This window comes from Bradyrhizobium sp. Gha, assembly GCF_900113735.1.
In the GTDB taxonomy this organism is placed as follows: domain Bacteria; phylum Pseudomonadota; class Alphaproteobacteria; order Rhizobiales; family Xanthobacteraceae; genus Bradyrhizobium.
In genome coordinates, this window is record NZ_FOQM01000007.1 from 149,190 (window position 1) to 173,760 (window position 24,571).

General features: G+C 64.0%; 23 protein-coding genes. 9 read left to right on the forward strand and 14 right to left on the reverse strand.

Annotation, left to right across the window (positions count from 1 at the left end; all coding sequences use genetic code 11):
• Nucleotides 1-91: 91 nt before the first annotated feature.
• From BM222_RS12560 to folE, 4 genes are all read right to left on the reverse strand, one after another.
• On the reverse strand, nucleotides 92-1,267 hold the full coding sequence (locus BM222_RS12560; RefSeq protein WP_092228559.1) for a DUF2336 domain-containing protein: 1,176 nt from the start codon (nucleotides 1,265-1,267) through the stop codon (nucleotides 92-94).
• A 156-nt stretch (nucleotides 1,268-1,423) separates the two neighbouring features.
• The gene (locus BM222_RS12565; RefSeq protein ID WP_177243172.1) at nucleotides 1,424-2,440 is read right to left on the reverse strand and encodes a transglycosylase SLT domain-containing protein; all 1,017 of its coding nucleotides are present in this window, start codon (nucleotides 2,438-2,440) and stop codon (nucleotides 1,424-1,426) included.
• 139 nt (nucleotides 2,441-2,579) lie between these two features.
• Entirely contained in the window at nucleotides 2,580-3,002 is a 423-nt protein-coding gene (gene hisI / locus BM222_RS12570) for a phosphoribosyl-AMP cyclohydrolase (protein ID WP_092228561.1), read from the reverse strand.
• 27 nt (nucleotides 3,003-3,029) lie between these two features.
• Nucleotides 3,030-3,722: a GTP cyclohydrolase I FolE gene (gene folE, locus BM222_RS12575; RefSeq protein ID WP_092228562.1), complete on the reverse strand. Its 693-nt coding sequence runs from the start codon at nucleotides 3,720-3,722 to the stop codon at nucleotides 3,030-3,032.
• A gap of 246 nt (nucleotides 3,723-3,968) precedes the next feature.
• On the opposite strand from folE, the gene BM222_RS12580 reads away from it, so the two are divergent.
• Complete coding sequence (locus BM222_RS12580; RefSeq protein WP_092228563.1) at nucleotides 3,969-4,424, forward strand: iron-sulfur cluster assembly scaffold protein; 456 nt, start codon at nucleotides 3,969-3,971, stop codon at nucleotides 4,422-4,424.
• A gap of 16 nt (nucleotides 4,425-4,440) precedes the next feature.
• Here the strand turns inward: BM222_RS12580 and BM222_RS12585 are convergent, their stop codons facing one another.
• Entirely contained in the window at nucleotides 4,441-5,331 is an 891-nt protein-coding gene (locus BM222_RS12585) for a COG3904 family protein (protein ID WP_244547103.1), read from the reverse strand.
• A 241-nt stretch (nucleotides 5,332-5,572) separates the two neighbouring features.
• Here BM222_RS12585 and yidD point away from each other — a divergent pair, with 241 nt between their 5' ends.
• The gene (gene yidD / locus BM222_RS12590) at nucleotides 5,573-5,911 is read left to right on the forward strand and encodes a membrane protein insertion efficiency factor YidD (RefSeq protein ID WP_092228564.1); all 339 of its coding nucleotides are present in this window, start codon (nucleotides 5,573-5,575) and stop codon (nucleotides 5,909-5,911) included.
• A 91-nt stretch (nucleotides 5,912-6,002) separates the two neighbouring features.
• Nucleotides 6,003-6,215, forward strand: coding sequence for a hypothetical protein (locus BM222_RS12595; protein WP_092228565.1), 213 nt, complete (start codon nucleotides 6,003-6,005; stop codon nucleotides 6,213-6,215).
• Here BM222_RS12595 and BM222_RS12600 read toward each other — a convergent pair whose 3' ends face one another.
• Together BM222_RS12600 and BM222_RS12605 are read right to left on the reverse strand one after the other, a co-directional pair.
• A complete protein-coding gene (locus BM222_RS12600; RefSeq protein ID WP_092228566.1) occupies nucleotides 6,216-7,430 on the reverse strand; it encodes a hypothetical protein in 1,215 nt (404 codons plus the stop codon).
• A 2-nt stretch (nucleotides 7,431-7,432) separates the two neighbouring features.
• Nucleotides 7,433-8,797, reverse strand: a complete 1,365-nt coding sequence (locus BM222_RS12605; protein ID WP_092228567.1) for an APC family permease — start codon at nucleotides 8,795-8,797, stop codon at nucleotides 7,433-7,435.
• Between the two features lie 363 nt (nucleotides 8,798-9,160).
• Here BM222_RS12605 and BM222_RS12610 point away from each other — a divergent pair, with 363 nt between their 5' ends.
• Nucleotides 9,161-10,468 (forward strand): alpha/beta hydrolase, encoded by a 1,308-nt coding sequence (locus BM222_RS12610; RefSeq protein ID WP_244547105.1) that lies wholly within the window; start codon nucleotides 9,161-9,163, stop codon nucleotides 10,466-10,468.
• Nucleotides 10,469-10,536: 68 nt separating this feature from the next.
• Here the strand turns inward: BM222_RS12610 and BM222_RS12615 are convergent, their stop codons facing one another.
• Both BM222_RS12615 and BM222_RS12620 read right to left on the reverse strand, forming a co-directional pair.
• A complete protein-coding gene (locus BM222_RS12615) occupies nucleotides 10,537-10,941 on the reverse strand; it encodes a hypothetical protein (protein ID WP_092228568.1) in 405 nt (134 codons plus the stop codon).
• A 90-nt stretch (nucleotides 10,942-11,031) separates the two neighbouring features.
• Nucleotides 11,032-12,204 carry an MFS transporter gene (locus BM222_RS12620; protein ID WP_092228569.1) on the reverse strand — a complete coding sequence of 391 codons (1,173 nt, stop codon included), beginning with the start codon at nucleotides 12,202-12,204 and terminating at the stop codon, nucleotides 11,032-11,034.
• A gap of 186 nt (nucleotides 12,205-12,390) precedes the next feature.
• Here BM222_RS12620 and thrS point away from each other — a divergent pair, with 186 nt between their 5' ends.
• From thrS to BM222_RS12635, 3 genes are all read left to right on the forward strand, one after another.
• Nucleotides 12,391-14,433, forward strand: a complete 2,043-nt coding sequence (gene thrS, locus BM222_RS12625) for a threonine--tRNA ligase (protein ID WP_177243174.1) — start codon at nucleotides 12,391-12,393, stop codon at nucleotides 14,431-14,433.
• A 93-nt stretch (nucleotides 14,434-14,526) separates the two neighbouring features.
• Nucleotides 14,527-15,090: a nitroreductase family protein gene (locus BM222_RS12630; protein ID WP_177243175.1), complete on the forward strand. Its 564-nt coding sequence runs from the start codon at nucleotides 14,527-14,529 to the stop codon at nucleotides 15,088-15,090.
• 63 nt (nucleotides 15,091-15,153) lie between these two features.
• Complete coding sequence (locus tag BM222_RS12635) at nucleotides 15,154-16,422, forward strand: serine hydrolase domain-containing protein (protein ID WP_092228571.1); 1,269 nt, start codon at nucleotides 15,154-15,156, stop codon at nucleotides 16,420-16,422.
• On the opposite strand, the gene BM222_RS12640 is transcribed toward BM222_RS12635, so the two are convergent.
• The 3 genes from BM222_RS12640 to BM222_RS12650 form a co-directional block, all read right to left on the reverse strand.
• A complete protein-coding gene (locus BM222_RS12640; RefSeq protein ID WP_177243176.1) occupies nucleotides 16,408-18,870 on the reverse strand; it encodes a putative bifunctional diguanylate cyclase/phosphodiesterase in 2,463 nt (820 codons plus the stop codon). The genes BM222_RS12635 and BM222_RS12640 overlap by 15 nt on opposite strands.
• Nucleotides 18,871-19,154: 284 nt before the next feature.
• Complete coding sequence (locus BM222_RS12645) at nucleotides 19,155-19,349, reverse strand: hypothetical protein (protein WP_092228573.1); 195 nt, start codon at nucleotides 19,347-19,349, stop codon at nucleotides 19,155-19,157.
• Nucleotides 19,350-19,753: 404 nt separating this feature from the next.
• On the reverse strand, nucleotides 19,754-20,824 hold the full coding sequence (locus BM222_RS12650) for an RgsD C-terminal domain-containing protein (protein WP_092228574.1): 1,071 nt from the start codon (nucleotides 20,822-20,824) through the stop codon (nucleotides 19,754-19,756).
• Between the two features lie 234 nt (nucleotides 20,825-21,058).
• Between BM222_RS12650 and BM222_RS12655 the strand changes: the two genes are divergently transcribed.
• On the forward strand, nucleotides 21,059-22,090 hold the full coding sequence (locus BM222_RS12655; RefSeq protein ID WP_092228575.1) for a patatin-like phospholipase family protein: 1,032 nt from the start codon (nucleotides 21,059-21,061) through the stop codon (nucleotides 22,088-22,090).
• Nucleotides 22,091-22,097: 7 nt separating this feature from the next.
• On the opposite strand, the gene BM222_RS12660 is transcribed toward BM222_RS12655, so the two are convergent.
• Nucleotides 22,098-22,526, reverse strand: a complete 429-nt coding sequence (locus tag BM222_RS12660) for a CBS domain-containing protein (protein WP_092228576.1) — start codon at nucleotides 22,524-22,526, stop codon at nucleotides 22,098-22,100.
• Nucleotides 22,527-22,715: 189 nt separating this feature from the next.
• On the reverse strand, nucleotides 22,716-23,525 hold the full coding sequence (locus tag BM222_RS12665; RefSeq protein ID WP_244547106.1) for a rhomboid family intramembrane serine protease: 810 nt from the start codon (nucleotides 23,523-23,525) through the stop codon (nucleotides 22,716-22,718).
• 451 nt (nucleotides 23,526-23,976) lie between these two features.
• On the opposite strand from BM222_RS12665, the gene BM222_RS12670 reads away from it, so the two are divergent.
• On the forward strand, nucleotides 23,977-24,531 hold the full coding sequence (locus BM222_RS12670) for a PAS domain-containing protein (RefSeq protein WP_092228577.1): 555 nt from the start codon (nucleotides 23,977-23,979) through the stop codon (nucleotides 24,529-24,531).
• Nucleotides 24,532-24,571 lie beyond the last annotated feature (40 nt).

Sequence of the window (24,571 nt, forward strand, 5' to 3'; positions counted from 1 at the left end):
CGCAGCGAAGCAATCCAGAATCCCCCCGCGGGAACCAGTCTGGATTGGTTCGCTGCGCTCGCAATGACGGAATTTGTGGTTTCAGCTCGAGCTACGCCGCGATCAGATCGTCATACAAGGGATCGATGGCATCATCCGCGACCAGCTCGTCGCAGAACAGCCTCGCCTCTTCACGCGCGGACTCCGTTGCGAAGCGGCGCAGCAGGACCATCAGCGGCTCGGTCGCGCCGCGATCGGTCTCGCAATGGGTGAGCACGCGCTCGACCATGCGCCGGCGCAGCCGGACCGCCGTATCGTCGCTGTCGGCAAAGCCCTGCTCGTGACAGGCATCGAGCGCCACCTGGAATGCTGCGAACGTCGTCTCGGGTAATCCGGCGCGGCGAAGCAGCGCGTGCAGGCTGTTGCCGCCGCGGTCGTGCAGCAGCGCGGAGACCCGCGCCAGCGGCAGCTGGGCGAGTTCGGCGAGCGCGGCGTCAAACAGGTCGAGATTGCTCGACAGCAAGGCGCGCAGGATCAAGCCTGCGGTGAGCTGGCCGGTGATACGCAGATGCTTGACGAGGTCCTGCATATCGTCGCCGCGTGAGCGCGCCGCGATATTGATGGTGGAGCGGTCGCGCGCCTCTGATGTCATGCGCTCGGCACGGTCGGCGCTCAGCCAGTTCCGCGCCACGACGAACTGCGCCAGCGTCTGGGAGAGCTTTGCCACCAGCGCAGCACGCGTGGCGGCCGGAATGTCGTCCAGCACCAGCATTGCCTCGCGGATGGCCGCGAGATGGCCATGGCGCTCGACGATGCGATTCCAGGAGAACGGTGCGAGCTCGGCGTTGGGATTTTCGATCAGCTCCAGCGCGGCGGCCGCGCAGCCGACTTCGGCGATGGCGGCGCAGACCGAGACCGGCAACGCGATGCGCCGGGCGACCGCACATTGCACGTCGTCGTTACCGGTCGCGACGATGTCGACGAGATCGGCATCGATCAGCAGCGGCGAGTGTTCGAGTACGGGCAGCGCCACGGTCGGCTGGTCCGCCGACAACGCCCGCACGATCGACGCCGGCGCATCGGCGCTGCGCGCAAAGGCCTCGGCCATCGCCTGCCGCACCAGCGGCGAGGGATCGTCGAGCAGCATCAGCAGCGCCCCTTCGGCGGCGACGCGATCGTCGGGGGAAAGGTCAGAGATCAGCCAGGCCCGGGCCAATGCCCGTGTTGCCTCCGCCCGCTCACCGGCTGGCGCGGTCCTGATCCAATGGATGAACTGCCGAACAATCATGGTGCTTCCGGCTTACGCAACGAAAAACGAAGCGGTGACGGCTTGTCACCTGCAACACAAAATAAACTACGACGCTTAACAAAGCGTTCACCATAACTGGCTGGTTTTATTGATGATTTATTAAGGGCTGGAAGCTGCCGAACGGCGCGGTACGCGCTAGCTCGAGAACGTGCCGCTGCGATCGCTGAAGAGATCGAGCGGTTGCGGCGGGCGCACGTCGGGCGTCGCCGAGGCAACGGATATGAGCGAGGCGTTGTTGCCCCACAGTTTCTGCACCGTCGTCGAGACCGGCTGGGTCGCATCGCCGGGCTGATAGATCGAGCGGAATGCGGGTGCCGTCGGCGTATTGTCTGCGACCGTTGCCGAGGATGTCGCGCCCACCGGCGCGACGCCGCGTGCATCCGGCAAGGCCTGGAGATAGGCGGCGCTATCGACCATCGGCGCGGTGGGCTGCACGCCGTTGGCGGCGGCGACCTGCGTCGTCGACGGCGTATCGCCGTACATCGCCATGGCGCTGCGCGTGGCCTTGGCATTGGCCGCGCTGGCGTAGCGCGCATTCAGCACCGAATAGACTTCGGAGACGCTGCGTGCGCGGCCATCCCTGGCGTAGAAGATCGACCGGTTGGATGATGCGGCGTTGGGAAACAGCCGCGCACCGACGGCCTGCGGATTGTCCTCCGCGTTGGCGATCAGTTTCGCCGCGCCGCCGACGCCCATGAAATGCGCCATGTAGAGTTCGCTGTCGGACGGCCTGCGGCCGAGCAGACCGGTGAGCTTGAAGCTGTTGGACTGCGTCAGCGCCGCCGCCATGCTGGATGCGGCCTCGGGATCATCACGCAGCTTCATGATCGATCGCTTCATGAACGGATCGTCGACGGTGTAACCACCTGACGACGTCCTGGTGATCGCGTCGGAATAGTTGCCATAACCGAGCCGGGTGCCCGCCTCTTTCACCGTGCCCAGCCAGGTCTGGTCGATGAACTGAAAAAGGCCGTGGGCCGACGAGGTGGTGGCGCCGGCCGAGGGATCGAAATCCGATTCCATCTTGGCGGTGGTCAGCATGTATTCGAAGCTGACGCCGGTCTGGCTCGCGGCCTGCTTGATCGCGCCGGCAACACGCCGCGCACCTTCGGTTGCGGCCGTCTGCGAGGCAGTGGAATTGTCGACCGACATGATGGCGTGACCGGCCCGCGCGGCGTATGAGCGGCGCCGGCAATTCGGACGCCTGATGGTCCCACCGTGGGACAGTTATGGTTAATGCGGGGTTAATTCGGCGACCGCCGTCATTCCGGGGGCTTGCCGCAGCTGCGAGCTATTTCTTGTAGACCGCGTTCGGATCGAACAGCCTGCCAGCATCGACGAAGACGAGCTTCGACCCGCCGCCCTCGGCCTCGACCTTGCGATAGAAACAGGACCGACGGCCGGTGTGGCAGGCCGCGCCGATCTGCTCGACGCGAATCCAGACGGCGTCCTGGTCGCAATCGGTGCGTATCTCGACCACGCGCTGGGTCTGACCCGAGGTCTCACCTTTTCGCCACAAGGCGTTGCGCGAGCGGCTGAAGTACCAGGCTTCGCCGGTTGCAATGGTGTTACGGAGCGCCTCGTCGTTCATGTGGGCGACCATGAGCACGTCACCGGTGACGATGTCGGTCGCCACACAGGTCACGAGGCCGCTGGCATCGAACTTTGGAAGGAAGGTGAGACCTTCCTCGATCTCATGAGAGTGGGCGGACACGACAAATCTCGCCGGTTATTCGCGAGGTCAGCGCGTCAGGCCTCGCACCATGGACAGGAAACGGGCCTGCTCCGCGGGATTGTCGCGGAACATGCCGGTGTAGCGGCTGGTGAAGGTCGAGGCGCCATGCTTGGCGACGCCGCGTACCGACATGCAGGTATGCTCGGCCTCGATCAGGACGGCAACGCCGCGGGGCTTCAGGATCTCGTCGATCGCGGCGGCGATCTGCGCCGTCAGATGCTCCTGGGTCTGGAGTCGGCGGGCGAAGATGTCGGTCAGGCGCGCCAGCTTCGACAGACCGACAACACGTTCGACCGGCGTGTAGGCAATGTGCGCCTTGCCGTAGAACGGCATCATGTGATGCTCGCATTGCGACGTGAATTCGATGTCGCGGACCAGCACGAAGTCATCATAGCCGGCGGTCTCGCCGAAGGTGCGATCGAGCACCTCGGCCGGGCACTGGTGGTAGCCCTGATAGAGCTCGTCGAAAGCCTCGACCACGCGGCGCGGCGTATCGAGCAGGCCCTCCCGCCCGGTGTTCTCGCCGATATAAGCGAGCAGCGTCTTCACGGCGGCTTCCGCCTCGGCACGCGCGGGGCGCGGCTGGTCGGCGCGGACGGCGGCCGCGAGGAACTCGGACGGATCAAGCTCGGGCGGGCGGCTCTCGGGCTGCCGGTCGGAGGGCTTGCCGGGGCGGATGGATTTGATTGCAGCGTCCATGTCTACTCCGTTCGACGGCCTTACGGCCGGAGTGTCACCGGCAGACGGGGCGGACAACCGCCGGGCGCCTGAAGAGAACAGTTATTTGGCGAAAGGGGGGTCCCCTGGCAAGGACGCCGGCAGCGCAGATCTGGATCACCCACCGACGCACCGCCGGACTGTTTTTCCGCCAGTTCCGACCCTATATAAGACCCTGGACGGCCCCCGCCAAGGCCGATCCGACAGGTAAGTGTTGGGCGCCGTCACATGCTGAACGACATCTATAACAAGCGGATCATTGAGCTGGCCGGTAATATTCCGCGCCTCGGACGGCTGGCGAACGCCGATGCCACCGCCACCGCCCACTCCAAACTGTGCGGTTCAACGGTGAAGATCGACCTCAAAATGGATGGCGACACCGTCACCGATTTCGCACACGACGTAAAGGCCTGCGCGCTCGGCCAGGCCTCTTCATCCATCATGGCAAGTCATGTGGTCGGCTCGACTGCGAGCGAACTCCGTGAGTTACGCGAAACCGTTCGCAAGATGCTGAAGGAGAATGGTGCGCCTCCTCAAGGCAAATGGGAAGACATCAAGTTCCTCGAGCCGGTCCGCGACTACAAGGCGCGCCACGCCTCGACGCTCCTGACCTTCGATGCCGTGGTGGATGCGATCGGTCAGATCGAGGCCAAGGCGAAGCAGCCGGCCCCTGCCCAGGACTAAAGCGAGGCTGAAGCTCTTACTTCTGCGGCGCCGCCGCTGGTGCCGCCACGCCACCGGTCGGGACCATGGCTTCCGCCGTTTGGGTGGACTTTGCGGGCTGCGGCTCCCCGCCGAACCTCGCCTGCGTCTTCGGCGCAAGCTCGGCAATCGCAGGCGTTGTGACGTCCACATGCGGCAACACGTCGGTCACGAGGTTCGTCGTCACGAGATTGGTCAGCTTCAACTCGGCAGTGTCGAGCTCGTGCAGATCCTCCCACGGCGGCACGTTGAGCGCCAGCGACAGCAGGTCTCCCGCTCCGCCCATGTCGAAGGTGTATTTGGCGAGCCGGCCGATATCGCGTTCCACGATCATCAAATCCTGCGCGCTGTAGCTCGCTGCCTTGGCGTCGTCGGCGCGGTCACCCATCCAGATCTGATGGACGCGGACATGGGCCGCATCAGGCACATAGCGCTTCTTGCCGGCCAGCAGCAGGAACACGCACATGGATTCGCAATAGGCTTCCGAGGCGACGGCGGGGCGGACGCCCGGCCCACTCTTCTGCGTGATGCCGACTGTGGTGAGAAGGCCGAGATTGCGGAAGCGCCGGCCGAGCGTGATCGCGTCGTTGACGGAACCGCCGCTGGAGTCGAGGACAACCGTCGCGCCGCCGAGCTGGCGTCCGCGGGCAAAGTCGTCGAAATCCTTCGGCGTATCTGCGGTGATGATGCCGACCGCGCTAACCCAGCCCCGGCAATTGGGCTCGCAGGCAACCCAGCCAAACTTCATCGGCAGCTTGCGCTCTTCGAGCGTGGCGCCCGCGCTGGCCGAGGAACCGAAGGTCGCGGCGGCGCTTGCCAACACGACACCACAGGCGGCGGTTCCAACCAGCAACCAGCCCCGAAGATTGAGCGACTTCAGAAGTTTCAAAATGATCCCTTCCCCAAGCCCATTGGCGCGACTATCCCCGCTTCGCACTCGATGAGTCGATCATACAGTCGTATGTTTTCATGACTGTCCTAAAAAGGGTATCCGGGGGAATACAGCTCGTCCACAGAGTCTTGCTGCACTGCTCCCAAAAAGCATGCAAAATATGGCGCAGAAACAACAGCTTGCTGTTCCCTGCGCCGGAACCGTGCAACACCTCGCACAGAATGTCGGCAGAGCGCCCATGAAGCACTCAACCTGCGAGCAATGTTCCGCTCCTCTGGTCGGAGCACTGCGACTGCCGCGCAGATTCGGTCGCGCGTTGATCTGGCTCTACCGGCACACGCTGTCGCCGCTGGTCGGCTACAACTGCCGCCATCTGCCAACGTGCTCCGTGTACGGCGATGAGGCGATCGAACGGTTCGGACTATGGGCGGGTGGCTGGATGACGCTCGCGCGCCTGTTGCGCTGTAATCCGTTCGGCACCTCGGGCATCGACAACGTGCCACTCGCCGCACCGCAAAGCGCGCGCTGGTACCTTCCGTGGCGTTATGGGCGCTGGCGCGGCGTCAATGCCGTCTAACGTTGCTGCAGTGCTTTGCGCATCGCTGCCCCGAGCGGAACAGGAACTACCACCTCGCATTGTTGTGATGCTCCCACGGGAGGAAACAACAATGCGCTGGAAAATCAGCCCTCATTTTCACTTCAGGCCTGGTTCACATCCCAGTTTTAATCCAAGGGACCACGATCCCAGGACGGTCGACATGCTCGCGATCATCGCGCTGCTGGTCCTCGTCGTCGGCTCTGGATGGTATCTGGCCTCAAGCCTTGCCACGCCGCCAAGCACGACAGCGTTCATCGTGCCGAGCCAGAGCGTGCACTGGTAGCTAGCGGAACCAGAAGAAACGTCCCGGCGGCGGCGGGATCGGCTCGGGCGGACGCGGTCGCCTGGGCCGCGCCGGCTTCGGCGCCGGTTCAGTTGACGAGGCCGTCTCCGCAGCAGGTGCAGCCTCATTCCCCGCAATTTTCACCGACAGCAGCAGATTCGACTCGTGCATTCGCCAGCGATAACCGACGCCGAAATCGATCGGCTGGGCGCCCACGAACAGTTCGGCATAACGCTCCTGATAGCGGCCGGGGAATTCGTTGATCGGCCCCAGATAGCGGCCGAACGGGAAGAAACGCCATTGCCGCGGATTGTAATTGGCGAGCGGAATGCCGGAATCGTCCTGGATGATGGTCGCGCTGTTGGCGAGCAGCCAGTCGCGGGCAACGCTGAAATTGCCCGCGTGCAGGAGATACGACGCGCTCTTGAGCAGGCTGTTGCCGGGCCCGAGCGTCTCGCAGAATTTCAGGAAGCCGGCGGCACGCGCGCCGGAATTGGAAAGATCGGTCGAGAAATAATACAGCGTTCGCGCCTCGCCGTCGGGACCTGCGAAGGTGATGCGGACGCCCCGCGTGGCGTTCGGCCCCGGATTGTCGTTACCGGTATGCACCCCGCCCTTGTCATCGAGCGCAACCATCTCGACATTGCGGATCGTTTTGCCGGAGCGCGCCAGGAAGACGTAGAGGATCGGCAAGGTGCCGTTGACCTGGTTGCTGTGCAGGTCGACCTTCATCTGCTTGGTGATGAAGAAGGAGAAACTCAGGATCGAGCCGAGCGAACGCTCGACGTTGTAGAGCGCGGCGTCAACCGAGCCGCGCGACAGCTTCGTCGGATCGGGTACCGCGCCAACCGGCTCCAGCGCACCGAGCACATAGGTACTGGCCTTGGAGTAGAAGGCGTTGGCGTAAAGGAAATCCGGGCCGCTGAAAAAATAGAACATGGTCGGCCGCGGGGCGGCGAGATTGACGTCCGACCAGCTCCGGATCTTCGATAGCTGCCGCTGCTCGAGCTGGGCGAAGGCGCCGTCGAAGAATTTTGCGTGATGCTGCCAGGACGGATCCCTGGTGAGCGCCACCAGCGGCGAGTCCGCCGAAGGCTGCATGCCTGCGAGGAAGCGCGCGGTATCGTCGAAAGTAACCTCCGCCGCGCGCACGGACGAGATGGCCGCAGCCACAAGGGCGAGACCGACGGCCGCAATTCTCATGTGTCGAAGCATGTCTATTCGCGCTGGCCTGACGTGGCAGCGGCGACCGGCCGCCTGCGGAAAACAGCATAAATCAACAGGCCCGCGAGCATGACGAGCATCCCCGACAGCGACTGCACGGGCCGTTCGGTCAACAGGTAGTACATCATGGACGCGGTCACGAGCAGGAAAATGAGCGGTGTGAACGGGTATCCCCAGGCGCGATACGGCCTTGGCAAATCGGGATCGGTGATGCGCAGCTTGATGACACCCGCCACCGTGAAGAACGAGCAGAACAGCAGGGCGAACTGGATGAAGTCGAGCACCGCCTCGAAGCTGCGCGTGAACAGCAGGAGATTGGCGACCGCGAGCTGAAACAGGATGGCGTAAGCCGGCGCGCCGCTCACCGACCGCTTCGAGAACACGCGCAGTGCCGGGATGTCCTCGCCCATCGTCATCATCACGCGCGGGCCGATCCACATCATCGCGCTGATCGAGGAAATCAGCCCGACACAGATCATCGCACCGACGATCCGACCACCGAGAGGTCCGAAGATGGTGCTGCCGGCCACGCTCGCGACGTCGAGCTGGCCGGCCAGCGCGCTGATCGGCGTCGCGTAGAGGAAGACCGCGTTGAGCGCGACATACAGCACCAGCACGATCAGCGTGCCCGCGAGCAACGCACGCGGCAGGCTCTGCTGCGGCGTATTCATTTCGCCGATGATGTAGGTCGCGGCATTCCAGCCCGAGAACGAGTACATCACGAAGACGAGCCCGATCGCGAACGGCGCACTCACGATATGGGCGAGATCGCCCGCCTGCGGCGCAAACGAGATCGGCTGCGGCGTACCGATGACGAAGCCGGCAACGAGGAAAGCGACGATCAGCACGACCTTGAGGATGGTCGAGATCAACTGAAAGGTCGAAGAGTGCCTGACGCCGGTCAACTGCACGATCGAGACCAGCCACACCACGCCGATCGCGAGCGGGATCGGCGGCAGACCTGGCATGACGGACTTGGCGTATTCGCCGAAGGCCATGGCGGCCAACGCCACCGGTGCCGCAAAGCCCACCGTCGCCGAGACCCATCCGGCGAGAAAGCCGAAGGCGGGATGATAGGCGCGGCCGAGGAAGTTGTATTCTCCGCTCGAACGGGGAAACATCGCGCCCAACTCGCTGTAGGAAAAAACGCCGCACAGCGCGACAATGCCGCCGACGGTCCACAACGCCAGGATCGAGAAGCCCGAGGGAATGTCCTTGACCTGAAAGCCGAGGCTCGTGAAGACGCCGACACCGATCATGTCGGCAACGACGATCGCGGTCGCGACCAGAACGGAAACCCCGGAGCCGCCTCCCAGCCGCCCGGTCCAGGGCACGGTTCCCACATCTGATGCCGTCATCGGGGTCCTTAAGCCTCAGGCGTCGCGCCTCGTGGAGGCATCGTGCAGATCGGTCCAGTCAATTCAAGCAGGGTTAACAAGGGTTAAATGAGGCGATCAAGATAGGTAATTAGTTACCTTCGGCGCCACTTTCAGGACAATAGATCCTTGTCTTCAGCGGAGATGTGTCCGGCCTTCCCACAATCGCGACACGATTGCGTGGTCTTTTGACCGTTCCGGATGTGGGGAAGTTTCTCCGGACACTTAACGTTGCCTAAACGCCAGTCGGTTCAATTGTCTTGATGATCGCCGATGGTTCGTGACTTGGGTCATGCTTGGGGTCATGGGTGGATGGTCGGGGCCGTTCCGAAATTGAAAGCAGACATGCGTGCTGACCGGACCAGGACGTCCGGCGTGCGCCGTCGTGCACTTCGGATCGCCCTGATCTCAGGCTTGGTGCCGTCGTCGCTCACGCTGGTTCAATGTGGCCAGTCGCCCAATCCAGCTGCGCTGGCGGCGAGCTCGCAAGCCAATGTCCAGGTGGTTGCGAAGACGAGTCCGCAAGTCTCCGACCGACACGTCGCAAGCGGCGACACGTTCGACGATCGCTTTCCTGCTCCGCAGTTCGGGGAGCGATTCCCTTCGGCGAGCGAGAGCTTCCTGCAACGGCAGATGTCGGACTTCTCCCCCAAGCGCGCCGTGCAGCAGCAGCCCCCGCAACAGGCGCCTTACAAGGTCGCCTCGCTCGCGCCGCAGGTCCCTTACCAGCGTCCGCCGCGCCAGGACCTCACAACGCTTGTCAGCATGAAATCGTCGGCCTTCCCCTATTTCGGCAATAACCCCGCCTCCGACACGCCCTTCCTCAACATCTCCAAGGGGGACCGCCGCGGGCACCGCAGCTATTCCGGGCCCGTCTTCTGGCAGGACGAGACCTACAACGACAGCCGCGTGCTGGTGCACGTCCCCGAACATTTCGATGTGCGCAAGCCTGGCGTGATCGTGGTGTTCTTCCACGGCAATGGCGCGACGCTCGAGCGCGACGTGCGCGACCGGCAGCTTGTGCCGCAGCAGATCACCGCGTCAGGGGCCAATGCCGTGCTGCTCGCACCGCAGATGGCCGTCGATGCCGCCGATTCCAGCGCCGGAAAGTTCTGGCAGCCTGGCGGCCTCAAGCGCTTCATGGACGAATCGGCCGATCACCTCGCGCAGCTGACCGGCGATCCCAACAGCGCGCGCGCCTTCGCCACCATGCCGATCGTGATCGTGGGCTACAGCGGCGGCTTCCTGCCGACCGCATGGAGCCTCGAGGTCGGCGGCATCAGCGATCGCGTCCGCGGCGTCGTGCTGCTCGATGCGGTCTACGGCGAAATGGACAAGTTCGCATCCTGGATCGAGAGCCACCGCTCGGACTTCTTCGTCAGCTCCTATACCCACTACACCGCGCGGCGCGACCACGAGCTCATGAGCACGCTCAGGCAGAAGGGCATCAGCGTTTCCGAGGACATGGATGGACCGCTGCGCCCCGGCAGCGTCGTGTTCGTCGAGACCGGCGACGGCATCACCCACCGTGACTACGTCAATCGCGCCTGGACGCAATATCCGCTCAAGGACGTGCTGGTGAAGATGTCGGCAACGCCGGCACTCGCAGTGACGCGCGTCGCAGCCGCCGCATCACCGACATCGAGCCGCTAGCTGAGCGCCAACGACCGGGCACCCAGCTCTCGCTTTCATCTCTCGGCGGTTTCAGCTTTTGGGCAGTTTCAGTTTTTGGGCAGTTTCGGAATGCTCTCGGCAAAACCGTTGAAGCAGGCCAGCCGCTCGTCCTCTTCCTTGAGGAAGCGGCAGTCGGAAACACCCTTGGCCTTCGGCGGCTTGGGCTTCGGCGTCGGCGGAAGCACCGCGTCGTAGCAATTGAGACGGTCCTTTGTGCCGTCGTCGGTATCTAGGCAGGCCTGGAGGCGCAGCGCGATCGACTGCGGCTTGCCTTTTGGCGCAGCGACAGCCGGTTTGGCTGCTGCTTCCTTGGTGCCGGCCTTGGTCCCCGCCTTGGTCCCTTTGGGCTTGACCTGCACCAGCGGCTTGTCCCCCACCATCGGTGGCGTGTCGGTTTGCGCAAACGCGGAGGCTGAATAGAGCACCGCGGCAACCGCCAGAATCATCCTCATTTCAGTCAACTCTCTTTGGTCCCCGTGTCTGGCCTTCTAGCGCTCTCTCGCGCGGTTTGCCAAGCGTCTTGCGTTCGGGAAACACGGCCATTAGCCCGGGGCGACAGCCGCCGGCCGGGGGCGGCTCACAACCACCAGGACCACGGCCAGCACGACGAAGCCGACGGCTACAAAGCCCGTGCTATGCAGCAGTTCGCGGGCAAACAGCGCCCCTCCGACCGCGGAGCCGATGGCCTGGCCGATGTAGAGGACGGAGGTATTGAGCGCGACGGTTGCCGGCGCGAGCGGCGGTGCTGCCGCGACCAGCCGCACCTGCTGCATCGAATTGGTCGAGGCAAAGCCCAGCCCCCACATGGCCACCGCAATCGCCATTAACGCGAGTGTGCCCGCGCTGAGCGCCCAACCGGTAATGCCCGCCAATAATAGGCCCGTGAACAGCAACGAGGTCCGGTACGGGCCCCATGTGTCGACGATACGGGTTGCGACGACAACGCCGAGGAAACCGCAAACACCGTAGATCGCGAACACCATGCCGATCGCGTCCGGGCTTGCGCCGGTCAGCTTGTTGAGCAGCGGGCCCATGAAGGTGAACACCACGAACTGGCCGGACATCTGCAGCATCGTGATTGCGAGCAGCAGCATGATCGTCTTGTTGCGGCCGACCTCGCTCCAGGTCTTCAGATCGACCGGCGTGCCCTTCAAGCCGGCCGGCAGGCGCACCAGCAGCCACAGGAAGCTGATGCAACCGAGCGCGCCGATCCCGCCATAGGCGGCGCGCCAACCGTAACGACTGGCGATGAAGGTGATCAGCGGGAGGCCCACCGCGGCCGCCAGCGACCACCCAAGGAAGATATAGGCGATCGTGCTGCCCCGGCGCTCCGCCGGCACGATCAGCGCGGCAGTGCCCGCGGCCTGCGGCGTGTACAGCGCGCCGACAGCGAGCATCACCAGCCGGATGACGAGCAGGCTTGCATAGCCGGGCGCAAAGGCCGAGGCGAGGTTGCCTGACGCGAGCACCGCCAGCGTGGCCGTGAGCAGGATCCGCCGCTCGATGCGGCTGGTCAGCCACGCCGTCAGCGGCGAGCCGATGCACAGCGTGATCGCGCCGAAGGTGATGAGCAGCCCGGCTGCGTGGATGCTGATCCCAAGCCCCGCCGACATCTCCGGCAGCATTCCCGCCGGCGCCAGCACCGAGCAGCCGGTGACGAGATTGCCAAGCATCAGGGCGGTTGCGGTAAAGCGGCCGGCGCGAGGATTTTCCATGCAACTGCATGTAGAGCAGGCCCGCCGCCAGTTAAAGGGCGCGACGCGAAATAGTTGGAGCATTGCCTGCGCTTTTGCGCGCCACTTTCTTGGAAATGCCGGATTGCGCAGGCCGAATCGCCTGATATATCGCTCGTTCCCGCTTACCTGCGCTCGTTCGCAGGAGTGAGCCTCAGGAGAAAAGCAATGTCCGACCAGCCCAAATCCGAATCCGGCTTCCAATATTCCCTCAGCAATCTGAAGCCCGTGACCCCCGCCGCCAAAGTCACCCTCACCTTCCCCGACGGCGCCCAGCGCCAATATGACCAGAACATCACCGGTCTCGAGATCGCCAAGGGCATATCGCCCTCCCTCGCCAAGCGCACCGTCGCGATGGCGCTGGACGGTGTGCTCACCGACCTCAACGATCCCATCGAAGCCGATGCGAAGATCAGGCTGATCACCCGCGACGAGCCGGAAGCGCTCGAGCTGATCCGCCACGACTGCGCGCACGTGCTCGCCGAGGCCGTGCAATCGCTGTGGCCCGGCACGCAAGTGACCATCGGCCCGGTGATCGAGAACGGCTTCTATTACGACTTCTTCCGCAACGAGCCGTTCACGCCGGACGACTTTGCCGCCATCGAGAAAAAGATGCGCGAGATCATCGCGCGCGACAGACCCTTCACGAAAGAGGTCTGGGATCGCGAAAAGACCAAGCAGGTCTTCCGCGACAAGGGCGAGGCCTTCAAGGTCGAGCTGGTCGACGCCATTCCCGGCAACGAGCCTATCAAGATCTACTACCAGGGCGACTGGTTCGATCTCTGCCGCGGGCCGCACATGACCTCGACCGGCAAGGTCGGCAACGCGTTCAAGCTGATGAAGGTGGCCGGTGCCTATTGGCGCGGCGACAGCAACAACCCGATGCTGACCCGCATCTACGGCACGGCCTTCGCCAAGCAGGAGGACCTCGACGCTTACCTCAAGCAGATCGAGGAAGCCGAGAAGCGCGACCATCGCAAGCTCGGACGCGAGCTCGACCTCTTCCACTTCCAGGAGGAAGGTCCGGGAGTCGTGTTCTGGCATCCCAAGGGCTGGACCATTTTCCAGCAGCTGATCGCCTATATGCGCCGCCGCCTGACCGGCGATTACAGCGAGGTCAACGCGCCGCAGATCCTCGACAAGTCTCTGTGGGAGACCTCGGGCCATTGGGGCTGGTATCGCGAAAACATGTTCGCAGCGCAGTCGGCCGGCGACGAAGCCGAGGACAAGCGCTGGTTTGCGCTCAAGCCAATGAACTGCCCCGGCCACGTCCAGATCTTCAAGCACGGCCTGAAGAGCTACCGCGACCTGCCCTTGCGTCTCGCCGAGTTCGGCGTTGTGCATCGCTACGAGCCGTCCGGTGCCATGCACGGCCTGATGCGCGTGCGCGGCTTCACCCAGGACGACGCGCATATCTTCTGCACCGAAGACCAGCTCGCGGACGAGTGCCTGAAGATCAACGAACTGATCCTGTCGACCTATTCCGATTTCGGCTTCACCGGCGAACTCACGGTCAAGCTCTCGACCCGGCCGGAAAAGCGCGTCGGCACCGATGCGATGTGGGATCACGCCGAGCGCGTGATGGCAACCGTGCTGCGCGAGATCCAGGCGCAGAACAACCACATCAAGACCGAGATCAACCCCGGCGAAGGCGCGTTCTACGGGCCGAAGTTCGAATACGTGTTGCGCGACGCCATCGGCCGCGACTGGCAATGCGGCACCACGCAGGTCGACTTCAACCTGCCGGAGCGGTTTGGTGCGTTCTACATCGACCATGACGGCGGCAAGAAGCCGCCTGTCATGGTGCATCGTGCGATCTGCGGCTCGATGGAGCGCTATATCGGCATCCTGATCGAGCACTATGCCGGCAACTTCCCGCTCTGGCTCTCGCCGGTGCAGGCGGTGGTCACCACCATCACTTCGGAAGGCGACGAATACGCCAAGGTGGTGCTGGAGCAGGCGCGGCGCGCCGGGCTTCGGGTCGAGATCGACCTGCGCAACGAAAAGATCAACTACAAGGTCCGCGAGCACTCGCTGGCCAAGATCCCTGCGCTGCTCGTGGTCGGCAAGAAGGAGGCCGAGACGCATTCGGTCTCCGTCCGCCGGCTCGGCAGCGACGGGCAAAAGGTGATGACGACCGGGGAAGCGATCGCCGCCCTGGTCGACGAGGCGACCCCGCCTGACGTCCGGCGCGCGCGCGGCGCGGTCTGATCGCTGAAATCGCTCTAAACTCGCTTTCGGTCGCGGGCGTGCATGCTTATCTCGGCATGGCACGCCCGACGACCAGCCGAAGAGGACATCGCAGTGACCGACGCCATTGAACTCCTGAAGACCCGCCGCTCGGTCAAGCCGCGCGAGATGACCGGACCCGGCCCGTCGCCGGCCGAGCTCGAAACCATTCTCACCATCGGCGCGCGCGTGCCCGACCACGGCAAGCTCGCGCCCTGGCGGTTCATCATTTTCGAGGGCGACGCACGCCAACGCGCCGGCGAGGTGATCGCCAAGGTCTTTGCCCGCAAGAATCCCGGCGCGCCCGCGGCCGATATCGAGACCGAGCGCAAGCGCCTTTGCGATGCGCCGCTGGTGATCGGCATCGTCTCCTTCACCAAGCCGCATCCGAAGGTGCCGGCGTGGGAGCAGGAGATGTCGGCGGGCGCCAGCGCCATGAACATCGTCACGGCCGCAACCGCGCTCGGCTACGGTGCCTGTTGGCTGAGCGGCTGGTTCTCGTTCGACCGCGACGTGCTTGATGGCCTTGGCCTCAAGGCCGATGAAAAGCTCGCGGGCCTCGTGCATATCGGCAAGCCGACCAGGCCGAGCGAGGATCGTCCGCGACCTGTCCTTTCCGAAATCGTGACGCGCTTTTAACCGAAGTCTTGTTGACGCCTCTGATGTCTTGCGGCTTTGTTCCCGTGCAGGGAGGAAGCCCGGATGAAGCGTCGTGAATTTCTGGTCGGGGCCGCGATGCTGGCGGGCACGATGACGCGGAGCCGCGCGTCCGACATTCCCGCCCCTTCCGCCGACGGGCTGAGGCGCATCACCTCGTTCTTCGAGAACGAGGTCACCACCGGCCGCTTGCCGGGGGCCATCGTCCTGATCCATCAGCACGGCAAGCCTGTCTATTTCAAGCTGTTCGGCGTGCGCGATGTCAGGACGCGGCTGTCGATGACGCCTGACACGATCTTCGCGATCCATTCCATGACCAAGCCGATCACCAGCCTGGCTGCGATGATGCTGATCGACGAGGGCAAGCTCGCGCTGACCGATCCCGTTTCGAAATACATTCCCCTCTTCGCCGGCACGAAGGTCGGAATGGAGATCACCAAGCCCGACGGCTCGCTGACGCTTGACTTGGTGCCGCCGCTCCATCCGGTGACGATCAGGGAATTGATGCGGCACACCTCGGGCATCAGCTACGACTATATCGGCGGCAAATGGGTCGAGCTCGCCTACAAGGCGGCCAACATTTTTCAGGGCCATTTCGACAACAGGGAGTTCGCCGAGCGAATAGCCAGGCTGCCGCTGGCGCGCCAGCCGGGCACGTTGTGGCGCTACGGCCATTCCACCGACGTGCTCGGCAGGGTCATCGAGATCATCACGGGGCAGCCGCTGTACGACGCGCTGAAACAACGCATCTTCGATCCGCTCGGCATGACCAACACCAAATTCGTGCTGTCCACGCCTGACGAATTCGAGCGGATGGCGCGGCCGCTGCCGACCGACCAGATCCTGCTCGATGCCGAGCGCGAGCGTCTCGAACATCCGGAGTGGCAATCCGGTGGTGGCGGCCTGCTCTCGACCATCATCGACTATCAGCGCTTTTCTCAGATGCTGCTCAACGGCGGAGAGCTCCAGGGCAAGCGCTATCTGTTCCCGGCCGCCTTCAAGGACATGACGACGGACCAGATCGGGCCAGACTCCGGCGTCGATCGCGACTATTTCTATTTCCCTGGCGACGGTTTCGGTTATGGCTATGGCCTTGCGGTGCGCACCGATCCCGGCAACGCCAAACCGCCGCCGCCCGGCTCGCTCGGCGAATTGAAGTGGGACTCGGGCAGCGGCACCTATTTCGGCGTCGATCCCAAGCTCGATATGGTCTACGTCCTGATGCAGCAGACCCAGAACGAGCGCGGCCGCATCACGCCGGCGTTCAAGGCGCTGGTCTACGACTGCTTCCCAGAAGAGCTACGCCGCCCGTGAGGAACGCTCGCCGAAATCGGCGAGCAGTCTTGCAATCTCGGCGGCGGGCCTCGCGGCGCTGAACAGGAAGCCCTGCACTTCGTTGCAGCCTTCCGCGCGCAGCCAGTCGAGCTGATCCTCGGTCTCGACCCCCTCCGCGGTCGTGGTGATGTTGAGGCTGCGGCCAAGACCCGAAATCGCACGCACGATCGCGCCGCAATCGGGCCGCCGCGCCAGATCCTTCACGAAGGAGCGGTCGATCTTGATCTTGTCGAACGGGAAACTGCGGAGATAGCTGAGGCTGGAATAGCCGGTGCCGAAATCATCCATGGAGATGGACACGCCGAGTTCGCGCAATTGATGCAGGATCGCGAGATTGGCATCGGTCTCGGCGAGGAAAACCGACTCGGTGATCTCGAGCTCGAGCCGCTTCGGCGAGAGGCCGGATTGCGCCAGCGCCGAGATCACGACGTGAACCAGATTGCGGCTACGGAATTGCGCCGGCGACAGATTGACCGCGACTTTGACGTCGTCAGGCCACTTCACCGCCTCGGCACAGGCTTCGCGCAGCACCCATTCGCCGAGCTGGGTGATCAGGCCGATGTCTTCGGCGACCGGAATGAATTCCGCGGGCGAGATCATTCCCTTCTCGGGATGAGGCCAGCGCAACAGCGACTCGAAGCCGGAGATGCGATCGGATGCGATCGCCACCAGCGGCTGATAGTGCAGTTCGAACTCGCCATTGGCAAAGGCGCGACGGAGATCCAGCTCCATATCGCGGCGCTTTTGCGCCTGCAGATCCATCTCGCGCTCGAAGAAATGGTGCATGCCGCCGCCGTCGGACTTTGCCCGGTACAGTGCCATATCGGCGTTGCGCATCAACTCCTCTGACGTGACGCCGTCGCCCGGCGACAGCGCGATCCCGATGCTGGCGCCGATCACCATCTCCTGGCCGTCGATCTCGTACGGCGTCTTCAGCATGTCGATCAGCAGCGTCGCGCAGGCGCTCGCCTCGTTCGGCGTGACGTCGGCTGCGAGGATTACCGCAAACTCGTCACCGCCAAGGCGGGCAGCGAGATTGGCGCCCCGGACCGCAGTGGTCAGACGTTCGGCGACTTGCTTGAGCAGGAGATCGCCCGCCGGATGCCCGAAGGAGTCGTTGATGGTCTTGAACAGGTCGAGGTCGATATAGAGCACGCCGACGCGTTTTCCGCCGGCCTGGTCGAGCGCTTGCTTGAGGCGGTCCCGGAAATGTTCGCGGTTCGGCAGGTCGGTGAGCCCGTCGTGGTGCGCCATGTAGGCGATCCGCGCCTCGGCCTTACGCCGCTCGGTGATGTCGGCGACCGCAACCAGATAGCCGTCGCGATCGTTGAAGGTGACGCGGCGGCCGAAGGTGAGCACCTCGATCTCGCTGTCGTCGGCGCGCAGGTGCCGCCAGTTGCGCGAGGAGTGGTAGGTCTCCCCGACGCGATCGAGCGCTTCGGCGTGGCTGTCCCACTCGTCCTCGGGCCAGATCTCGTGGAGCTTCATGCCCAGGAAGGCGGCACGGCTATAGCCGTAATGCTGGACCGCGGCGTCGTTGACGCTCAAGAACTCTTTTGTGTCGGCGTCGAACACCCACATTGGCATCGGGTTGCTGTCGAACAGCAGGCGGAACGAGGCGTCGCGCCGCTTCATCGCGGTGACATCGCAGATGGTCAGCGAAATGACGTCGGCGAACGCCGTCGCGCTCATGCGCAAATAGCGGCGATCGTTCTCGATCTCGAGCTGCTCGCCGCGGCCACCTGACACCGCCTTCAGCAGAAACTCCCTGACCTCGGACGTGGCGAGCAAGGTCGTGCCCTGGCCGATCTGACGCCACAACAGGCCACCGCTTGCAACATTCAGCAGCAGCTCGGCGCTCTTGTTGTGATGCACGACCTGGAAATCGGACGGATGACCGCTCGCATCGCGCAGCGTCACCAGTGAGACCACCGCGTCGTCGGTCGCAGAGAAGATCGCATCGAGAAGATTGTATTGGGCGCCGCGCTCATTGACGTAGGCGCCGACCAGCGTGGCGCCCCAGCGTGAGGCGGTCGGCAGCGCCAGCAAATCGTAGGTCCGCACCATGCCATCGCGCACGCAATGGGCGCTGGCCTGGTGGGGCTGTCCATTCTTGAGCGCACTCGCCGCTGCTTCCGACAGCGCGGTGGCGCAATCGGGCGGCAATTCCGTCAGCGGAATGTCCCAGCGTTCCTCGCCGAGCCATTTTTGCACGTAGCGTCCGCTCCGCGACAGTTCGAGCGTGCCGTCGTCCTTGAGTAACGCGATGTGGTCGGCGAGCCGTCCCAGGCTCCCGAGCATGACGTCTTCATAGCGCGGCAGCCGGTCGCCCGGCTTCAATGCGGCACGCCATTTGCGCTGAAGCACCGGGATGTCGTCAAACATTTCGGTGACCGGTTTGCCCGGCATCTTCTTCGCGGCACTCATTGCAGTCCCCAACGCACTTTCCCGCTGCATCAAAAGACCGCCCCGCTTAATGGCATGTAAAAGGGACGCAGGCGCGGGTTCCATGCGGTGTTTATGACAGTTTTAAATCCGCCGATGGTTAGTGCGTCTTAGAGACTATGACAGTGGGTTGAATGCGATGCCCTGGTGTCCCGGACGCGCTGCAACGCGCGAGCGTTGCTGCGCAGCCTCAGGGGCACGAGAGCTGAGCGCCGCAATCCGTCCGTCGGACACAGCGGCCCCGCTTTCGCGAATTGCGGGCGCCGCTAATCCTCGCTGGATGCCGTGAAGCGGTTGCGCAAATAGGCCTGCGACAGCAGGAAGAAGAGCGCGCGCTCGCCGTGATATTTGGCCGAGGGCCGCGTGCGCTCGAAGCCATCGGCAAAGATCTTGCCGGAGTGGTCGCAGACCTGCCACCGCCAACCGAACCGTTTGCGCCTGGTGAGGATCACTTCGAACATGCCGACGCGCTAGGTCCCTGCTCCTTGCCGGTCTCGCAGACCAACAAGGGCTGCGCCGGCGTCCCCCATTGGACAGATGCCCGACATATAACCCAGCAGGAGAGAAAGCGAATGAAATTGATTATCGGAAATACGTAGCTTGCACCGGCAATTGAGCCCGGAATAAGCCGCCGCCACCGGTGTTTCCGTAGCTGGCGCGCAATCTGGTAGCGCTCGCAAAGATCTTCGAAACCGAATCGCAAGACACGAATGGACGTAAGCAAACCTCACCCGCCTGGTTGGCCTTTCGTGCGCTGGATGAGAAGCGCAGCACGATCTTCAGGCGAAGGCTCTCTTCCCGGCCGGTGCGGAACTCGTAATGACCATGTTGATGCAGTGGCGCTGAATTACGCTCTCGCGCGGCGTCAGCGCGCGACGACTTCGACTTCGCCGTCGACGCCGTTGACGACGTTGAAGCCGCGCTCGTAGACCTTGCCCTCGTTCTTGGCGATGGCGCGGTATTCGCCTTCGGAGAGCACGACGCGCGGGAAGGCGCCGATCGATTCCTTGATGACGTCGCCGCCGGGCGTCAGCACCGACCAGGCGGTGTTGGCGAGCGCCTCGCCGCCCTTGTCACTGACGAGCTTGAGCGTGATCACGGCGGCGCGATGGGTGATGGTGACGTCGGTGAGCTTGCCAGCCTGGACACGGATGTCCGAGCGCACCACCGAGTTGGCGTCGCCATAGTTGGAGATGATGTAATAGGTGCCCTCCGGCAGCAGCACGACGTCGCCGGCGGCGACGTTCGGCACCAGCGAGGCGCGCTCGCCGGATTCGAACTGGCTGCCCTTGTAGATCGCGAACGAGATCTGGTTCTGGGGAATGCGGCTGGTGCCGACGCGACCCTCGATACGCAGGCCGCCGGCCGGCAGCACGAAGGATTCGCGGTCGGTCTCGGCCTTGAGGCTCACGGTGCGCACCGCACTGACGAGGCCAAAGGCGACGTGCACCACGTAATTGCCCGGCGGCAACACGATGTTGGGCGTGGCGCTGCGATCCTCGCGGATCAGCTTGAAGGTGCCGTTCTCGTCGGGCCGGTCGGCAAACACCCGCCACACCAGGCCGCTGGTGATCGCAGGCGTGTCCTTGCCGTATTTCGCCATCAATGACAGCACGGCCTGCCCGGGCGCGGCCGCATTGAGCGGCGCGGCCGACGGGACGCCGGTCACCGCGGGCGGCATGCTGGGCGTATTGGGCTGGGTCAGGGTCGGCGGCAGGCTGGCAGGGCCGGCACCTGAACCGGAGGGCGGCGCCAGGCTGACCGCGCCACCGGGATCGGGCACCGAAGCCGGGGGTACCGGCGGCGGACGATCGGAGAAAAGCTGCGCCTGCGCAGTGGTCTGGCCCAGGAGAACGACGCATGCGCATAGGACGAGCGCCGGCAGCAGCCTCCCGCCGCGCCGCCATCGAATGATGCCGTCACCCCCTCGAGTCATGCCACCTGCTTTTCACCGAAAACGCGGCAAATTCAAGCCTCTGAAATCCCCGGGGAATACGGTTCTCTGGAACCGGGTTGACGCCTGCGTGATTACATCAGAGGCAAGCGGCCCTCGCCACACTCCTGCCCCCTGCGTCCCGAACGCTGTAAACCAAGCTTTGCCGTCGTTCTGGTGAAGCGGAAGCGCGGCGCCTACTCTGGAGTGAGGGCGGCCCGGAGTAGGAGAGTTTCGGTGCTGGATATGTTGAGAGGTCGGGGCGTGAAGAGCGTAAATAGCGAGAAGGTCGGCCTTGGCAGCATCCGCCGGCCCGTCCTGGGCCTCGCCCTCGGAGGCGGCGCGGCGCGCGGCTTTGCCCATATCGGTATCATGAGAACGCTGCTGGCCAACGGCATCGTGCCCGACGTCGTGGTCGGCACATCGATCGGGGCTGCGGTCGGCGGCGCCTATGCGGCCGGACGGCTTGATGCGCTGGAAGACTGGGCCCGCAGCCTGCAGGGCGTGCGCAACATCCTCGGCTATCTCGACATTCGCCTCAACGGCTCCGGCCTGATCGGCGGCGCGAAGCTCGCAAGCCGGCTGGAGGAATCGATCGGCCAGACCATGATCGAGGATCTCCCGATGAAATATGCCTCGGTCGCGACCGAAATCCGGACCGGCCACGAGATCTGGCTGACGCACGGCCGCCTGGTCGAGGCGATGCGCGCCTCCTATGCCCTGCCCGGCATCTTCGCGCCTGTGATGATCGGCGACCGCTGGCTGGTCGACGGCGCGCTGGTGAACCCGGTGCCGGTTTCGGCCGCGCGGGCGCTCGGCGCCGAAATCGTCATCGCGGTCAATCTGTCCACCGACATCTTCACGCATTCCACGACGATCTATTCACACGGCGCGATGCCCACCCCGGTCGCAGCCCCAGTCGCCGAGGAAACCCCGGCCAAGCGGCGTTTTCCGCGCATCTTCTCGCCGGAGAAGACCGTCAAGCGCGAGTTCTTCGGCACCGCCGGCCGGCCCGGCATTTCCTCGGTGATGGTGGATGCATTCAACATCATGCAGGACCGCATCACCCGCGCGCGGCTCGCCGGCGATCCGCCGGACCTCCTGATCACGCCTCGGGTCGGCCAGTTCGGCTGGTTCGATTTCCACCGCGCCGAGGAATTGATCGCGCACGGCACCCGCGCCGCGGAACGCGCGCTGGAACAGATCCAAGAGACCATCGACGTGCTGGCGCCGGCGCCCGAAGGCGCCGTGCCGAAAACGGTCGAATAAGATTGGCTCAGGCCGTCTTGATGTAGTCGCGCAGGGCTTCCTGCTCGGACTCGTATTCGCGCACGCGCCATTTGACGATGTCGCCGATCGAAATGAGGCCGACCACTCTGCCGTTCTCGATGACAGGCAGATGGCGGAACTTGCCTGTTGTCATCATCTCCATCAGTTCGGCGACCGTGTCGGTTTCCTTGCAGCTCACGACCTTGCGGGTCATGACCTGAGAGACCGGCTCGTCCAGCACGCCGGCCCCGCGCTCGCCGAGCACGCGCACGATGTCGCGTTCCGAGAGGATACCCTCGAGCCGGCTCTGATTCATCACCAGCACCGCGCCGATCTTCTTCTCGGCGAGCAGCTTGACCGCGGCGGCGAGCTTGGCGTCGGGCTCGACGCTCATGATCTGGTGGCCCTTGGTATTGAGAATTGAACGTACCGTCATTGTCGCCTCCCTGAATCGGATCCCGTCCGCTTTGCGCGGTCCAGACTTGTTCGCGAGTCTTCAACTAACAGTTTGGGCGCCGGCTTCACGTTCAGGCGCTTTGCGAAGCATCCCCTCTACGGGCTTGTCGCTTCGGAACATTCTTCTCGGGAATGATGGATGAATTCGGGCCGCGCCGCAAGCGCCGCTTCAAATACCGTTCGAAATGTCCTGTGATGACGCATCCGCAGCATCATCGCTTCGCACGCGCGGCACGGGATCGAACAGCGCGAACAGCACCAGGCCTGCGAAGAAGCCGCCGATATGCGCTTCCCATGCGACGCCTGCGCTGTCGCCCTCGACGCCGATCGCGCCCACACCGAAGATGATGTTGAGCACGAACCAAACGCCCAGGAAGCCGACGATCCGCTTGTCGCGGAGTGCCTGCAGCAGTGGCAGTGCCGGAACCTTGGCGGCGGTATCGGCATCCGAACGGCTGAACGACAGGAAACTGCCACGCACGAAGGCGAACCGGATCGCCGCCGCCATCGCCCCCGACACCGAGGCCGAGGCACCGATCATCGGCACCACAGCATGCTCGTGGGTGACGAGATGGGCGAGCGCGCCGGCCGCCGCGGTCACCGCCAGGAACACGAAGAAGCGCAGCGCGCCAAAGCGGCGCGCCAGCGCGCTTCCGAACGGCAGCAGCCACAGCACGTTGAAGGCGAGATGGGTGAGATTGGCGTGCAACAGCGAATAGGTGACGAAGGTCCAGACCTTGGCACCGGCGCCGCCCTCGAACTGCAAATTCACCAGCGAGGAATCGTAGCGCTTCGGGATGAACCCGAACACGTCGATGGTCCAGTTCTCCAGCTCCGGCGGCAGCAGCACCCGCAGATGGATCAACGCCAGCAGGAGGACATAGACCGTCAGCGGCCAAGGCAAGGTCAGGATCGGCTCGCGCGGGGCCTCTTCGACGACGACCTCATGGTCCGACGGGAGTTGTGGCGGAGAATCCAAGGCGGTTTCGCTTTCAGGCGCGATCGAGGCGACAGCTTGGAGATAGTCGCCTTTGCCGGCTTTGCGCAAGTGCACAAAAGGAAAAGGCAGGGCCCTGGGAAAGCCCTGCCTGTCCGTGTCGGCCTTCCCGACGCGATGGAGGAACAAGGTGTATCCCACTCCTCCCCGCAGCCGGCGACCAAACTGTTTGACGCCAGTGTACAGGCCTCGCCGAGAACCTGGAAAAAAGCGCGAGGCTTGCGACCGCGATCACCATAGCAGGCACGCAGCCGATGCAAAGTGCATAGTTAATTTAACGTTAACGACGCAAAGGTAGCGCACAGGGCACCGAAAACACGCTCGCGGCATGGACGCTGCAATTCCCCTCCTGCACAACATCAAAGGGATCTCAGGTGCACTGATGCGGGACAGGTTTGTCCCACGAGGTTGCGCCGAGGGGTGAGCGTCAACAATGAAACATCCGTCGAGCCGCGCGTTCTTTGCATATTGGGACAAGAAGCGCGGCAGCGCTCGGGCCCCTGACCGGGCCGATATCGACCCGGCCGCCGTGCGCGAACTGCTGGGCGATATCTTCGTCCTGTCCTGCGACCCGAAAACAGGCTTTCCGTTCCGCGTCGCCGGCACCCGCGTCTGCGCGCTCGCCGGCAGCGATCTCAAGGACCAAGGTTTTGCCGCGCTGTTCGCGAAGGCAAGCCGTCGCGAGATCGAGGAGATCACCACCATCGTCGCCGACGAGACGTTAGGGGCCATCGCCGGCCTCACCGCGGAGCGCGAGGACGGCAGCAAGGCCCATCTCGAGCTGCTGCTGCTGCCCTTCAATGCCCGCCCGCACACGCCGGTGAGCGTAACAGGCGTGCTCGCGCCGTTCGATGACGAATGCGGCGCGCTCGGGCCCTTCACCGTGACGTCCTGGCGCTATCTGCACCAGCCGGAGAAATTGCTGCCGCGCGCGATCCGCAAGCTGCAAATCGCACGCGGGCTGATGGTGTATGAGGGGCTGAGGTAGAGCCAATTTCGCGCCGTGCGCAAATCGTGTGAAACGGCCG